This window comes from Pseudescherichia sp. (genome assembly GCF_031998825.1).
GTDB lineage: Bacteria > Pseudomonadota > Gammaproteobacteria > Enterobacterales > Enterobacteriaceae > Pseudescherichia.
Genome location: NZ_DAMACX010000012.1, coordinates 84,630 through 100,005, shown reverse-complemented (window position 1 = coordinate 100,005; position 15,376 = coordinate 84,630). Strand labels below are relative to the sequence as shown.

Here is a 15,376-nt window from a genome sequence, read left to right as displayed (position 1 = left end):
TCACCGGTAGTCCCTACCGATACAATCGCCGAGGTTCCGCTGGCGACATGATAATCAATCAGTTTCTTCAGGCTTGACCGGCAGACATTACCTTTTTCATCCATCGGTGTAACAAGCGCGACAATACTTCCCGTGAACATGGGCCATCCTCTGTGCAAACAAGATTCTCAATGGTACGTTTGGTGCTGTAATAAAAGCAAGCGACGCGAGGCGTTCCAGCGGTTGTATGCCGGTTTTTTTTATGCTTTCCTTAGGATTACCGAAACAGTTAGCGAAGCATCTACAGGAAGAACAGGTTTGGCCCCTTCATCACAACATTATCTGGTTATCACCGCGCTAGGTGTCGACAGACCTGGTATCGTAAATACGATCACCCGTCACGTGAGCAGCTGCGGCTGTAATATTGAAGATAGCCGGCTGGCGATGCTCGGGGAAGAGTTCACCTTTATCATGCTGCTTTCCGGTTCCTGGAACGCCATTAACCTGATTGAATCCACGCTGCCAATAAAGGGCGCAGAGCTGGATCTGCTGATCGTCATGAAACGCACCACCGCCCGGCCCGGCGCGGCCCTGCCCGCCACGGTGTGGGTGCAGGTTGAGGTGGCGGACTCCCCGCACCTGATCGAGCGCTTCACCGCCCTGTTCGATGCCCACCAGATGAATATTGCTGAACTGGTCTCCCGTACGCAGCCTGCCCAGGCTGACGCGGCCGCGCAGCTCTTTATTCAAATTACCGCCCACAGCCCGGCGCTGGAAGATGCGGCAAAAATTGAACAAGCTTTCAAAGTACTATGTACAGAATTAAATGCGCAGGGCAGTATAAATGTCGTCAACTATTCCCAGAACGATGAACAGGATGGAGTGAAGTGATGAATCCACTGAAAGCCGGTGATACCGCACCGAAATTTAGCTTGCCGGATCAAGACGGAGAACAAGTTAATTTGGCCGACTTCCAGGGACAGCGTGTATTGGTCTATTTCTACCCGAAAGCCATGACCCCAGGCTGTACCGTCCAGGCCTGCGGCCTACGCGATAACATGGATGACCTGAAGAAAATCGGTGTGGAGGTGCTGGGCATCAGTACCGACAAGCCGGAAAAGCTCTCCCGCTTTGCTGAAAAAGAGCTGCTGAACTTTACGCTACTCTCCGATGAAGACCATCAGGTCTGTGAGCAGTTTGGCATCTGGGGTGAGAAGACGTTTATGGGCAAAACCTACGACGGCATTCACCGCATCAGCTTCTTGATTGGCCCTGACGGGGTCGTTGAACACGTGTTTAACGATTTTAAAACCAGCAACCACCACGATATCGTGCTTGGCTGGCTGCAGGAAAACGCGTAATTTGTTAATGCCCGGCGGCGCTACGCCTGCCGGGCTTATACGCTATTCGTCTACCACCGGCACATCCGGCCAGGCATGCACCACGGCCTTGATCAGCGTGGCGAGCGGGATAGCAAAGAACACGCCCCAGAAGCCCCACAGCCCACCGAAGATCACCACCGACAGAATAATCACCAGCGGATGCAGGTTCACCGCCTCCGAGAAGAGCACCGGCACCAACAGGTTGCCGTCCAGCCCCTGAATGATCAGGTAGACCGCAAAGCAGCTCCAGAACTCCGTTCCCAGGCCAAACTGGAACAGCGCCACGCCGATCACCGGCAGGGTTACCACAAACGCGCCGATGTAGGGGATGAGCACCGAGAAGCCCACCAGCACCGCCAGCAGCAGCGAGTAGTTGAGGCCAAAGAGAATAAAGCCAATCCACGTCGCTACGCCGACGACGATCATCTCCAGCACCTTGCCGCGAATATAGTTGGTGATCTGCTGGTTCATCTCCTCCCACACCTGGCCTGCCAGGCCACGGTTGCGCGGCAGAATACGGCGCACGGCGTTGAGCATCTGCTCTTTGTCCTTCACCAGGAAGAAGACCATCAGCGGGACCAGCACCAGGTAGACCGCCAGGGTCAGCAGCCCCACCAGCGAGGCGACGGAGTACTTCACCACCGAATCACCCAAACTTTGCATACGGGCGCGCATGTTCTCCGCCATGGCATCGATAATGCCCGCGTCCATCAGCGCCGGATAGCGCTCCGGCAGTCTGGCCGCAAAATCAGAGAGCTTGTTGAGCATGCCGGGCATGTCATGAATCAGGTTGATCCCCTGCTGCCAGGCGACGGGCATCACCACGAAGGCCATCAACAGTAGGATACCGACAAACAGCACCAGTACGATGCTGGCGGCGACGGTGCGCGAGCAGCCGATGCGCTCCAGCCGGGCGGTAGGCCACTCCAGCAGGTAGGCCAATACGATAGCGACCAGCAGCGGGGCTAATAAACCGCTAAAAAAGAACAGGATACTAAACCCTGCCAGCAGAATGACCAGCAGCGCAATCGCCTCCGGATCGCTAAAGCGACGGCGATACCACTGCATTAACATTTCGAGCATAACTTACCTTACCTGTAGGTCCCTGGTGGGTTTTCCGGAGGAATTGTATCGAAGTGAAACAAAAAAGACTTCGCTTTTCGACGCTGCCACAGGAAACTAGCGCATCAATTGATTAAGATGTTCATCACGCTCGCCACACAGGATTGAGGTTATGTTCAGGACGTTGAGAAAAACTCTGATTGCCACCCTGATTGCTACCCTGACGCTGGGCCAGGCCGCACCAGCCTTTGCTGATTCCGCGGATACTCTGCCGGATATGGGCACCTCGGCGGGCAGTACGCTGTCGATTGCCCAGGAGCTGCAGATGGGTGACTACTACGTTCGCCAGCTGCGTGGCAGCGCGCCGCTGATTAACGATCCCCTGTTGGTACAGTATGTTAATGGCTTAGGGATGCGCCTTGTCGCCCACGCCAACTCGGTGCGCACGCCGTTCCACTTCTACTTAATCAATAACGACGAAATCAACGCCTTCGCCTTCTTTGGCGGCAACGTGGTGCTGCACTCGGCCCTCTTCCGCTACGCCGATAACGAGAGCCAGCTCGCTTCAGTGATGGCGCACGAAATCTCCCACGTTACCCAGCGCCACCTTGCGCGGGCGATGGAGGATCAGAAAAACAGCGCGCCGCTGACCTGGGCGGGGGCGTTAGGCTCTATTCTGTTGGCGATGGCCAGCCCGCAGGCGGGGATGGCAGCCCTGACCGGTACCCTGGCGGGCACGCGTCAGGGGATGATCTCCTTTACCCAGCAGAACGAGCAGGAGGCGGACCGCATCGGCATTCAGGTGCTGCAGCGCTCGGGGTTCGATCCGCAGGCGATGCCAACCTTCCTCGAAAAGCTGCTGGATCAGGCCCGCTACTCCTCACGGCCACCGGAGATTTTACTCACCCACCCGCTGCCGGAGAGCCGTCTCTCTGACACCCGCAACCGCGCCAACCAGATGCGGTCGGTGGTGGTCCAGTCCTCAGAGGATTTTTACCTGGCGAAGGCGCGTACGCTGGGGATGTACAACAGCGGGCGTAACCAGCTTACCAACGATCTGCTGGATGCCTGGGCCAAGGGCAACGTGCGCGAGCAGCGTGCTGCCCAGTATGGCCGGGCATTGCAGGCGATGGAGGGCGCTAACTACCCCACCGCCAGCCAGGCTTTGCAGCCGCTGCTGAGCGCCGAGCCGGGCAACAGCTGGTATCTCGATTTAGCGACCGATATCGATCTCGGGCAGAAGAAGTTTGATCAGGCGATTAATCGGCTGAAAAATGCCCCGAGGCTAAAAACCGACCCGGTGTTGCAGCTCAACCTGGCCAACGCCTATTTGCAGAGCGGCCAGGCAAGCGAGGCAGAGAAGATCCTCAACCGCTACACCTTTAACTATAAAGATGATACCAACGGCTGGGAGCTGCTGGCCCAGACCGAGGGCACGCTCGGCAACCGCGATCAGGAGCTGGCTGCCCGTGCCGAAGGCCTCGCGCTCAACGGTCAGCTGGACCAGGCCATCACCCTGCTGGGCAGCGCCAGCGCGCAGGTGAAGTTGGGCAGCATGCAGCAGGCGCGCTATGACGCCCGCATCGATCAGCTCCGGCAGATGCAGGAACGCTTTAAGCCCTATACGAAGATGTAATCAGGAGAATGTATGTCCGACGCGGTCACTATCTACCATAACCCCCGCTGCTCGAAGAGCCGTGAGACGTTGAGCCTGCTGAAATCCCACGGCGTCGAGCCGCAGGTGGTGCTCTATCTGGAGACGCCGCCGGATGCGGCCACGCTGCGCGACCTGGTGCAGATGCTCAATTTAAGCAGCGCCCGGGATCTGATGCGCCAGAAAGAGGAGCTCTACCGCACGCTCAACCTGGCGGACAGCGTTCTTTCGGAGGAAGCATTAATTCAGGCGATGGTAGAGAACCCGAAGCTTATTGAGCGCCCTGTCGTGGTGAAGCAAGGCCAGGCGCGTATTGGCCGTCCACCTGAACAGGTGTTAGAGCTTCTGTAGGCCGGATAAGCGTAGCGCCATCCGGCGATTTCAGAGCTTCAGGATCTCCTTCACAAACGGGATCGTCAGCTTGCGCTGGGCGGTAATGGAGGCGCGATCCAGCTGATCCAGCGTCTCAAACAGGGTGCGCATCTCGCGATCCAGCCTTTTTAGCAGAAAACGACACACGTCCTCCGGCAGCTCAAAGCCGCGCTGGCGGGCGCGCAGCTGCAACGCCAGCAGCTTATCCTCATCCGACAGCGGCTGAAGCCGGTAGATCTGCCCCCAGTCGAGGCGCGAAGCAAGATCCGCAAGGTGCAGATTGAGCTGGCGCGGCGGGCGATCGCCGGTGATCAGCAGGCGCGTGCGGCCCGATTCCAGAATGCGGTTGTAGAGATTGAAGATGGCCATCTCCCAGGGATCGTCCCCGGCGATGCACTCGATATTGTCGATGCAGACCAGCGACAGCTGCTCCATACCGTCCAGCACCTCCGGCACAAACCAGGTACGCTTATCGAGTGGCACATAGCCGACGGCGTCTCCGCGCGCGGAGAGTTCAGCGCAGGCGGCATGCAGCAGATGGCTGCGCCCCGCGCCTTCCCGCGACCAGAAGTAGATGTATCCGCTATGATCCTGACGCAGCACGTTTTGTACAGCCGCCAACAGAGAGGGGTTATCACCCGGCCAGAAACTGGCAAAGGTTTCATCGTCGGGAAGATAGAGTGGCAGAGAGAGCTGCGCCGGTGCGTTCAGAGATACCTCAACAGGGCTTACGTTAAACGCAGCGAGTTTAACACAAAACGATGCGCGGTTTGAACCGGGCACGACGCCCGGTTCAATTTCCGGATTAGTGCGGAGTGACGTCGTCCTCTTTGGCGTCAATCACCTCTTCTTCCGGGCGCAGGACGCTGATGAGTTTGAAGATCAGCGCCAGGCCGATGCCGACAATGGTCGCCAGCGCCATGCCCTTCAGCTCTGCTGCACCAATGTGCACCTTCGCCCCGCTGACGCCGATGATCAGGATCACCGAGGTGAGGATCAGGTTCTGCGCTTTGCTGTAGTCCACTTTGGACTCAATCAGCACGCGAATACCGGACGCGCCGATCACGCCGTAGAGCAGCAGCGACACGCCGCCCATCACCGGAACCGGGATGATCTGGATAGCCGCCGCCAGCTTGCCGACGCAGGAGAGCAGAATGGCAATGATCGCCGCCCCGCCGATCACCCAGGTGCTGTAGACGCGGGTAATCGCCATCACGCCGATGTTCTCGCCGTAGGTGGTGTTCGGCGTAGAGCCGAAGAAGCCGGAGATGATAGTGGAGAAGCCGTTGGCAAACATTGAGCGGTGCAGGCCCGGGTCGCGGATCAGGTCGCGCTTGACGATATTGGCCGTGACCACCAGATGACCGACGTGCTCGGCGATGACTACCAGCGCGGCAGGCAGAATGGTGAAGATAGCGAACCACTCAAAGCGCGGGGTGTAGAAGGTCGGCAGAGCAAACCAGTGCGCCTGGGCAATCGGGGTGGTATCTACCACGCCCATGGCGAACGACAGCGCATAGCCCGCCAGCACGCCGATCAGGATCGGGATAATGGCGAGGAAACCACGGAACAGCACCGAGCCAAACACGGTGACTGCCAGCGTCACCAGAGAGATGATCACCGTTTTGCTGTCCGCTGGCTGCCCTTCCGCCGGCAGCAGGCCCGCCATGTTAGCGGCAACGCCCGCCAGCTCCAGGCCGATAACGGCGACGATCGCCCCCATCGCCGCCGGGGGGAACATCACGTCCAGCCAGCCGGTGCCCGCTTTCTTAACGATAAACGACACCAGGCAGAACAGCACGCCGCACATAATAAAACCGCCGAGCGCAACCTCATAACCGAGCGGCAGCAGAAGCAGCACCGGGGAGATAAACGCAAAGCTGGAACCCAGATAGGCAGGAATTTTACCCTTACAGATAAAGAGATAGAGCAGCGTACCGATGCCGTTAAACAGCAGTACGGTAGCCGGGTTAATGTGAAACAGGATTGGCACCAGCACGGTTGCGCCAAACATGGCGAACAGGTGCTGCAAACTAAGCGGGATTGTCTGTAAAAGCGGCGGTCTTTCACTCACCCCGATAGCACGGCGCGTCATAGTGTTTTCCTCTGAGTTGTGTTTTGTATAAGGCGAACTGCGTCTTTTATTCAAAAAAAAGCCGACTATCAAAGTCGGCTCTTTTTCATTTATTCAATTACTTGGTACCAAAAATCTTGTCACCGGCATCGCCGAGACCAGGAATAATGTACCCGTGCTCGTTAAGGCCCTGATCGACCGATGCGGTATAGAGTTCGATATCCGGATGCGCCTTCTCCAGCGCGGCCACGCCTTCCGGCGCAGCGACCAGTACCAGCACCTTGATGCTGGTGCAGCCCGCTTTTTTCAGCAGGTCGATAGTAGCGATCATTGAGCCACCGGTTGCCAGCATCGGGTCAACCACCAGCGCCATACGCTCGTCGATGTTCGATACCAGCTTCTGGAAGTAAGGTACCGGCTCCAGGGTTGTTTCGTCGCGGTAGATACCGACCACGCTGATGCGTGCGCTCGGCACGTGCTCCAGCACCCCTTCCATCATGCCCAGACCGGCGCGCAGGATCGGCACCACGGTAATTTTTTTACCTTTGATCTGCTCTACTTCTACCGGACCGTTCCAGCCCTCAATAGTCACCTTCTCGGTTTCCAGATCGGCGGTCGCTTCATAGGTCAGCAGGCTGCCTACTTCAGAGGCGAGTTCACGAAAGCGTTTGGTGCTGATGTCATGCTCACGCATCAGTCCCAGCTTGTGTTTGACGAGTGGGTGTTTTACTTCCACGATCTTCATACTCTTCTCCTTCCCCAGACAGTTGGCAGCCACAAAAAAAATCGCCGGATTATACCGCTTTTTTTCCGTTGCGCTATAGGTAGAGGGTTGATCCCGATCAATCAGACTGAAAATCAGTATATCGCAACGATCTCTGAGAGCCATGAATAATGGACTCGCAAACGTTTGCCTTGACTGTTAGAATTGCGCCGAATTTTATTTCTATCGCCATGTGGGGATCCAAGCAGTGACCGATAAAACCTCTCTCAGCTACAAAGATGCCGGTGTTGATATTGACGCAGGTAATGCACTGGTTGACCGAATCAAAGGCGTAGTGAAGAAAACCCGCCGCCCGGAAGTGATGGGTGGACTGGGTGGCTTCGGTGCGCTGTGCGCGCTGCCGCAAAAATATCGTGAGCCGGTGCTGGTTTCCGGTACTGACGGCGTGGGCACCAAGCTGCGCCTGGCGATGGACCTCAAGCGTCATGACACTATCGGCATTGACCTGGTGGCCATGTGCGTTAACGACCTGGTGGTTCAGGGCGCTGAGCCGCTCTTCTTCCTCGACTACTACGCCACCGGCAAGCTGGACGTCGACACCGCTGCCAGCGTGATCAACGGCATCGCGGAAGGCTGCCTGCAGTCCGGCTGTGCGCTGGTCGGCGGCGAAACCGCTGAGATGCCGGGCATGTATCACGGCGAAGATTATGACGTCGCAGGCTTCTGCGTGGGCGTGGTGGAGAAATCGGAAATCATTGACGGCTCCAAGGTTGCCGACGGCGACGTGCTGATCGCCCTTGGCTCCAGCGGCCCGCACTCTAACGGCTACTCGCTGGTGCGTAAAATCGTTGAGGTGAGCGGCTGCGATCCAGAAACCACCCAGCTCGACGGTCAGTCACTGGCGGATCACCTCCTGGCCCCGACCCGCATCTACGTGAAGAACATTCTTGAGCTGATTGCCAGCGTTGACGTCCACGCCATCGCCCACCTCACCGGCGGCGGCTTCTGGGAGAACATTCCGCGCGTGCTGCCGGACAACACGCAGGCGGTGATCGACGAGTCCAGCTGGCAGTGGCCTTCCATCTTCAACTGGCTACAGCAGGCGGGCAACGTCAGCCAGCATGAGATGTACCGCACCTTTAACTGCGGCGTCGGTATGGTCATCGCCCTCTCTGCACAGGATGCAGATAAAGCGATCGAACTGATGAACGCGAAAGGTGAAAAGGCATGGAAAATCGGTATGATTAAAGCCTCTGATTCCAGCGAGCGCGTGGTCATCGAATGAAAAACATAGTGGTGCTCATTTCCGGTAACGGAAGCAATCTGCAGGCAATTATCGACGCCTGCTCGCAGAAGAGAATTAACGCCACTATCCGTGCGGTATTCAGTAACAAGGCCGACGCGTTCGGCCTGCAACGCGCGCGTGAGGCCGAGATTGCGGCCCACGCCATCACGGCTGACCAGTTTGCCAGCCGTGAAGCTTTTGACCGTGAGCTGATGATGGAGATCGACGCCTACGCCCCGGATCTGGTGGTGCTGGCGGGCTATATGCGTATTCTCAGCCCTGAGTTTGTCGCCCACTATCAGGGACGCCTGCTGAATATCCACCCCTCCCTGCTGCCGAAATACCCTGGCCTGCATACCCACCGTCAGGCGCTGGCCAACGGCGATGAAGAGCACGGCACCTCCGTGCACTTTGTTACCGACGAGCTGGACGGCGGACCGGTGATCCTGCAAGCCAAAGTGCCGGTATTCCCAGGCGATACTGAAGAGGACGTGACCGATCGCGTCCAGACCCAGGAGCATGCGATCTACCCGCTGGTGGTCAGCTGGTTTATTGATGACCGTCTGGCGATGCGCGACGGTGCCGCGTGGCTCGATGGCGCCCAGCTCCCCCCGCAAGGACACGCCGCCGAGTAGACTATCTGTTGCCGGACTGCCTGCACCGTCCGGCAATAAACGCTGCATTATCAGATTACTGTCATACTTATCTGTCACAATTGGACAAGCTGTGGTAATTCTCACCATAATAAAGGCTGAGATGGATTTGCCACGTCCCGAGATTGAACCGGAGTGTGAGTTGTAATGGGTCAGGAAAAGCTATACATCGAAAAAGAATTAAGCTGGTTAGCGTTTAACGAACGCGTGCTTCAGGAAGCCGCCGACAAGAGTAACCCTCTTATCGAGCGAATGCGTTTCCTGGGCATCTACTCCAACAACCTTGATGAGTTCTACAAGGTGCGCTTTGCTGAGCTAAAGCGCCGGATCATCATCAGCGAAGAGCAAGGCTCCAACGCCCACTCCCGACATCTGCTCGGTAAGATCCAGACCCGCGTATTGAAAGCCGACCAGGAGTTTAACGGCCTGTACAACGATCTGCTGCTGGAGATGGCCCGTAACCAGATCTTCTTGATCAACGAACGCCAGCTCTCCGAGAACCAGCAAACCTGGCTGCGGCACTACTTTAAACACTACCTGCGCCAGCACATCACGCCGATCCTCATCAACCGCGAAACCGACCTGGTGCAGTTCCTGAAGGATGACTACACCTATCTGGCTGTAGAGATCATTCGCGGAGAGACCATTCGCTACGCGTTGCTGGAGATCCCGTCGGATAAGGTGCCGCGCTTCGTCAACCTGCCGCCGGAGACGCCGCGCCGCCGTAAGCCGATGATCCTGCTGGATAACATCCTGCGCTACTGTCTGGATGATATCTTCTACGGTTTCTTTGACTACGATGCGCTGAATGCCTATTCGATGAAGATGACCCGTGACGCCGAGTACGACCTGGTGCACGAGATGGAGTCGAGCCTGATGGAGCTGATGTCATCCAGCCTCAAGCAGCGCCTTACCGCTGAGCCGGTGCGCTTTGTCTACCAACGCGATATGCCGGACGCGATGGTGGAGATGCTGCGTGAGAAGCTGACTATCTCGCGCTATGACTCCATCGTACCGGGCGGCCGCTACCACAACTTTAAAGACTTCATCAGCTTCCCGAACGTAGGCAAAGCCAACCTGGTGAACAAGCCGCTGCCGCGCCTGCGCCACGTCTGGTTCGATAACTTCCGCAACGGCTTCGACGCCATTCGCGAGCGGGACGTGCTGCTCTACTATCCGTATCACACCTTTGAGCACGTGCTGGAGCTGCTGCGTCAGGCCTCGTTTGACCCTAACGTGCTGGCGATCAAGATCAACATCTACCGCGTGGCGAAAGATTCACGCATCATCGATGCGATGATCCACGCCGCGCACAACGGCAAGAAAGTGACCGTGGTGGTGGAACTCCAGGCGCGCTTCGATGAAGAGGCCAACATCCACTGGGCGAAACGCCTGACGGAGGCCGGGGCGCATGTGATCTTCTCCGCGCCGGGGCTGAAAATTCACGCCAAGCTGTTCCTCATCTCGCGTAAAGAGAACGATGAGGTAGTGCGCTACGCCCACATCGGTACCGGTAACTTTAACGAGAAGACCGCCCGGCTCTATACCGACTACTCCCTGCTCACCGCCGACGCGCGCATCACTAACGAGGTGCGCCGGGTGTTTAACTTTATCGAAAACCCCTACCGCCCGGTACACTTCGAGTACCTGCTGGTGTCGCCACAAAACTCGCGCCGTCTGCTGTATGACATGATCGACCGTGAAATCGCCAATGCGCAAAACGGTCAGCCGTCGGGGATCACTCTGAAGCTCAACAACCTGGTGGACAAAGGCCTGGTGGATCGGCTCTATGCCGCATCCGGCTCCGGCGTGCCGGTTAACCTGCTGATACGTGGCATGTGTTCGCTCATCCCGGAGTTGGAAGGTCTGAGCGACAACATCCGGGTGATCAGCATCGTGGACCGCTATCTGGAGCACGATCGCATCTATATTTTCGAAAACGGCGGCGATAAGCAGGTTTACCTCTCGTCTGCCGACTGGATGACGCGTAATATTGATTACCGTATTGAGGTTGCGGCCCCGTTGCTCGATCCGCGCCTTAAGCAACGCGTACTGGATATCATTGAGCTTCTGCTCAGCGACACCGTAAAGGCGCGGTATATCGACAAGGAATTGAGTAATCGCTATGTGCAACGGGGCAACCGCCGCAAGGTTCGCGCGCAGCTGGCGATTTACGACTACATCAAATCACTCGAACAACCAGACTAATCTATGCCGATAAATGACAATACCCCACGCCCGCAGGAGTTTGCTGCGGTCGATCTCGGTTCGAACAGTTTCCACATGGTCATCGCCCGCGTGGTGGATGGTGCCATGCAGATCATTGGCCGCCTGAAGCAACGCGTGCATCTGGCCGACGGCCTGGATGAGAACAGCGTCCTCAGCGAAGAGGCGATTGAGCGCGGGCTGAGCTGCCTGTCGCTGTTTGCCGAACGTCTGCAGGGCTTCGACCCGGCCAACGTCTGCATTGTCGGGACGCACACCCTGCGCCAGGCCGCCAACGCCGCTGATTTCCTCAAGCGTGCGGAGCAGGTGATCCCCTACCCCATTGAGATCATCTCTGGCAACGAAGAGGCCCGGCTGATCTTTATGGGCGTCGAGCACACGCAGCCGGAGAAAGGCCGCAAGCTGGTGATTGATATTGGCGGTGGCTCTACGGAGCTGGTGATCGGCGAAGACTTCCAGCCTATCCTGGTTGAGAGCCGCCGTATGGGCTGCGTCAGCTTCGCGCAAACCTACTTCCCGGGCCGCACCATCAACCGGGAAAACTTCCACCGTGCACGCATGGCGGCGGTGCAGAAGCTGGAGAGCCTCACCTGGCAGTATCGCATTCAGGGCTGGAACGTGGCGCTGGGCGCGTCGGGCAGCATCAAGGCTGCCCATGAAGTGCTGCTGGCGATGGGCGAGAAAGATGGTTTCATCACTCCCGAACGGCTGGATAAGCTAGTAACCGAGGTGCTGAAGCACACCAGCTTTGACGCACTGGATCTGCCTGGCCTTTCCGACGAACGCAAGGCGGTCTTCGTGCCTGGCCTGGCGATCCTGTGCGGCGTGTTTGACGCGCTGGCTATTCGCGAGCTGCGTCTCTCCGACGGCGCACTGCGTGAGGGGGTGCTGTACGAGATGGAGGGTCGCTTCCGCCATCAGGATATCCGCAGCCGCACGGCGCAGAGCCTTGCCAACCAGTACAACATCGACCGGGAGCAGGCTCGGCGCGTGCTGGAGACCACCACTCACATGTACGAGCAGTGGGAAGCGCAGAATCCGAAGCTGGCGAATCCGCAGCTGGCGGCCCTGCTGAAGTGGGCGGCGATGCTGCACGAGGTCGGGCTGAACATCAACCACAGCGGAATGCACCGCCACTCGGCCTATATCCTGCAGAACAGCGATTTGCCAGGCTTTAACCAGGAGCAGCAGTCGATGATGGCTACCCTGGTGCGCTTCCACCGTAAAGGGATCAAGCTCGACGACCTGCCGCGCTTTACTCTGTTCAAGAAGAAGCAGTTCTTACCGTTGATCCAGCTTCTGCGCCTCGGCGTGCTGCTGAACAACCAGCGCCAGGCGACCACTACCCCCCCGACCCTGCGTCTGACCACCGACGATAATCACTGGACCCTTAGCTTCCCTCGCGACTGGTTTACCCAGAACGCGCTAGTGCTGCTGGATCTGGAGAAGGAGCAGGACTACTGGGGAGGCGTCACCGGCTGGCTGCTGAAGATTGAAGAGGAGCACTCCTCGGGCGTCGCGGCCTGATCCGCATCGCCCTGCCCCTCTGACGCTCAGGCACGCTTTAGCAGTGCCTGGGCATCACCCGCCAGCGCCTCAAGCGGCTCGGGTTTGCCAATCAGGAACCCTTGCAGATAGTCGATTCCCAGCGAAACGGCAGCGCTGCGAACCTCCTCGCTTTCGACATACTCCGCTACCACCTGCATCTTTTTCATCCGCGCCAGGTGGCAAATAGAGGCCACGATCTGATAGTCGAGGCTGTTTGAAGTCAGGTTGCGGATAAAGCTGCCGTCGATCTTCAGGATGTCGGCGTTAACGTTTTTAAGCCGCGCATAGCTGGCATAGCCGGTACCAAAATCGTCGATGGCCACCCGGCAGCCCATCTGCTGAAGCTGGCCCAGGGTCTGGTTCGCCTGGTTGATATTGGTCAGCGAGTTGCTCTCGGTCACCTCAAAGATGAGCTGCCAGGCCTCAATGTCATAGCGCTCAAGCAGCTTTGCGACCTCCCGGGCGAAGTTGCTCCGGCAGACGGAGGTCGGCGACAGGTTGATGGAGAAGCGCGCCCCCGGCTCGGTTTGGCGATAGTGCGTCATAAAGCGCAGGGTATGCTCGATAACCCACAGGTCGATACGCGACGCGAGACCAAACTCATGGGCCACCGGCAGGAACGCATCCGGGCCGATAAGCTCGCCGTCGTCGCTGAGCATCCGCAGCAGGATCTCGTGGTAATCATCGCCGCGCACGCCGGCGATCGGCTGGGCCATCAGGCGGAACCGATCCTCCTCCAGCGCCCGTTGCAGGCGGTTCATCATCTCCACCTTACCTTTCAGGCTGCGTTGCAGATTTACCGACCCGCGATGCTGGAGACTCTCCGGGCTTTGGGTCTCAAGAGAGAGATCCGCCGTGGTACTCAGCTCTCCGAGCAGCAGATAGAGATGCGCCACCGGCGAGCGTACGTAGCAGTAGCTCATCCCCACCTGCGGCTGGAGCGGCATGCCATCCCAGGCGAAGCGGAACTGTTTGATTAGTGTATCCAGCTCGGCGATGCGCAGCGCGTGGGATTCGGTATTCAGCCGGATCACGATGTCGTACCCCGACAGATGGTAGACGCACTCGCCGCTGTGCAGGCTCTGCTTCAGCCACTCCGACAGCATCTGCTTGTACTGGATGCGCAGCATCACGCCGTAGTGCCGCCCCAACAGCTCCAGATCGGGAATGCGTAAAAAGCAGAGCACCGACCAGGGGGTATCCGCCAGGGCGCGGTTAAGCGCCCGCAGGTTGGGCATATTGAGCACCGGATCGAGCCACGCCAGGCGGCTGGCCCGCTCGTGCATCACCCGCTGGCGCGTTGCCAGCATCGACATCCAGGTGATGATAAACGAGAACACCAGGTAGCTAGCCGAGAGGATTGTCAGCTGGATATCGTAGCCCGGCGAGAGCGACGTATAGCGGTAGAAGTAGTGAATGCTTACCATCAGGAACGGCGTCCAGACGATAGACATAAAGCGATAGCCATAGCGCATCGATCCCCACAGCATCACCGGGAGCAGCAGCGCCAGCGTATAGTTAGTTCTGAAGATGCTGGAACTTTCATCCCACGGCGAGAGCATCATCATCATTAGCAGCGCGATGACGGCAAACCAGGCGGCCACTTCCAGCCGGGTCACCTTTGGGTCAAAATCCTGACGCAGACGGGAGAGATAGCCCTTCAGATGGCGCGGATGGTGGATCACCCTGATCAGCAGATAGCAGAACGGCGTACCGGTCAGGCCGCTGACCAGCAGCGCCTGATAGTTAATTAGCGTGCGCAGGCTGAACGGCGTCACCCCAGTCAGGGCCTGATAGTTCTCATACAGGCCAAGCCAGGTGATGGTATGAAAAATCAGCAGGAACAGGGAGGCCGGGCAGAAGACCTGCCAGAACATGCGCTGTGCGGTGAGCTGCGCATCGCCGTAGGAGACGTTGTGCCGCCGGGTAACGAAGACGCGATATCCGCCCCAGCTCACCACGACAGGCACCACAAAGTGAAGAATTTTGGTCAAGGTCTCCGGGGCGCTGGTCTCGGGATAGTAGTGCCAGGCCAGGGAGAGAACAATGCCGGGCAGCGCCGCCCACCCGTAGAAGAGCATCAGGCTCAAAAAGAGCGGCAGCGGCAGATAGTAGAGCACCACGCTGCCATCAACGGCCCAGGTAAAGGTATCAACCATGCGGGCCAGAGGCAGCATCAGGAAAGGCAAGACGAGCGGCAGCGCCCACCATTTAGCTTTATAGAGATTATAAATTTTCGTGTAGCTCATCGATGTTCAGTGTAAAACCCAGCGTCTTGAGGGGCGTGTCAGGCAGGGTTCCAGGCCAACCATGAAGATTATAGAGACGGTCAGACTGTGACATTTGTGAAGAGTTTAGTGCCGCAAAAACGGCTGCGATTGACCAGGATCAAGCAACCGTGTGCCTTTCAAAACATC

14 protein-coding genes are annotated in these 15,376 nt (G+C 58.0%); 8 read left to right on the top strand and 6 right to left on the bottom strand.

Translation table 11 applies throughout. The annotated features are described in order from the left end of the window. The coding region (locus RTP97_RS08310) for a dihydrodipicolinate synthase family protein (protein WP_312412560.1) at window positions 1–140 on the bottom strand (140 nt) is incomplete at its 3' end. Window positions 141–297: 157 nt separating this feature from the next. Here RTP97_RS08310 and RTP97_RS08305 point away from each other — a divergent pair. Both RTP97_RS08305 and bcp read left to right on the top strand, forming a co-directional pair. Then, window positions 298–870, top strand: a complete 573-nt coding sequence (locus RTP97_RS08305) for a glycine cleavage system transcriptional repressor (RefSeq protein WP_312412551.1) — start codon at window positions 298–300, stop codon at window positions 868–870. Next, window positions 870–1,340, top strand: a complete 471-nt coding sequence (gene bcp / locus RTP97_RS08300) for a thioredoxin-dependent thiol peroxidase (RefSeq protein WP_312412550.1) — start codon at window positions 870–872, stop codon at window positions 1,338–1,340. The genes RTP97_RS08305 and bcp overlap by 1 nt, the downstream gene beginning before the upstream one ends. Window positions 1,341–1,382: 42 nt before the next feature. Here the strand turns inward: bcp and RTP97_RS08295 are convergent, their stop codons facing one another. Beyond that, a complete protein-coding gene (locus RTP97_RS08295; protein ID WP_312412547.1) occupies window positions 1,383–2,444 on the bottom strand; it encodes an AI-2E family transporter in 1,062 nt (353 codons plus the stop codon). Between the two features lie 151 nt (window positions 2,445–2,595). On the opposite strand from RTP97_RS08295, the gene bepA reads away from it, so the two are divergent. Both bepA and arsC read left to right on the top strand, forming a co-directional pair. Beyond that, window positions 2,596–4,059, top strand: a complete 1,464-nt coding sequence (gene bepA, locus RTP97_RS08290) for a beta-barrel assembly-enhancing protease (protein ID WP_312412544.1) — start codon at window positions 2,596–2,598, stop codon at window positions 4,057–4,059. 12 nt (window positions 4,060–4,071) lie between these two features. After that, window positions 4,072–4,428, top strand: a complete 357-nt coding sequence (gene arsC / locus RTP97_RS08285) for an arsenate reductase (glutaredoxin) (protein ID WP_312412542.1) — start codon at window positions 4,072–4,074, stop codon at window positions 4,426–4,428. A 30-nt stretch (window positions 4,429–4,458) separates the two neighbouring features. On the opposite strand, the gene RTP97_RS08280 is transcribed toward arsC, so the two are convergent. The 3 genes from RTP97_RS08280 to upp form a co-directional block, all read right to left on the bottom strand. Further along, window positions 4,459–5,160, bottom strand: a complete 702-nt coding sequence (locus RTP97_RS08280; RefSeq protein WP_103818889.1) for a DnaA inactivator Hda — start codon at window positions 5,158–5,160, stop codon at window positions 4,459–4,461. Between the two features lie 94 nt (window positions 5,161–5,254). Further along, window positions 5,255–6,544, bottom strand: coding sequence for a uracil permease (uraA, locus tag RTP97_RS08275; protein WP_312412541.1), 1,290 nt, complete (start codon window positions 6,542–6,544; stop codon window positions 5,255–5,257). Between the two features lie 97 nt (window positions 6,545–6,641). After that, window positions 6,642–7,268 carry a uracil phosphoribosyltransferase gene (upp, locus tag RTP97_RS08270; RefSeq protein WP_312412540.1) on the bottom strand — a complete coding sequence of 209 codons (627 nt, stop codon included), beginning with the start codon at window positions 7,266–7,268 and terminating at the stop codon, window positions 6,642–6,644. Window positions 7,269–7,494: 226 nt separating this feature from the next. Between upp and purM the strand changes: the two genes are divergently transcribed. From purM to ppx, 4 genes are all read left to right on the top strand, one after another. Next, window positions 7,495–8,532: a phosphoribosylformylglycinamidine cyclo-ligase gene (purM, locus tag RTP97_RS08265; protein ID WP_312412538.1), complete on the top strand. Its 1,038-nt coding sequence runs from the start codon at window positions 7,495–7,497 to the stop codon at window positions 8,530–8,532. Then, complete coding sequence (purN, locus tag RTP97_RS08260; RefSeq protein ID WP_312412537.1) at window positions 8,529–9,167, top strand: phosphoribosylglycinamide formyltransferase; 639 nt, start codon at window positions 8,529–8,531, stop codon at window positions 9,165–9,167. The genes purM and purN overlap by 4 nt, the downstream gene beginning before the upstream one ends. Window positions 9,168–9,332: 165 nt before the next feature. Continuing rightward, a complete protein-coding gene (ppk1, locus tag RTP97_RS08255; protein WP_312412536.1) occupies window positions 9,333–11,393 on the top strand; it encodes a polyphosphate kinase 1 in 2,061 nt (686 codons plus the stop codon). Window positions 11,394–11,396: 3 nt separating this feature from the next. Continuing rightward, complete coding sequence (gene ppx / locus RTP97_RS08250) at window positions 11,397–12,938, top strand: exopolyphosphatase (protein WP_312412533.1); 1,542 nt, start codon at window positions 11,397–11,399, stop codon at window positions 12,936–12,938. A 26-nt stretch (window positions 12,939–12,964) separates the two neighbouring features. Here ppx and RTP97_RS08245 read toward each other — a convergent pair whose 3' ends face one another. Beyond that, entirely contained in the window at window positions 12,965–15,208 is a 2,244-nt protein-coding gene (locus tag RTP97_RS08245; RefSeq protein ID WP_312412530.1) for an EAL domain-containing protein, read from the bottom strand. Window positions 15,209–15,376: the final 168 nt, after the last annotated feature.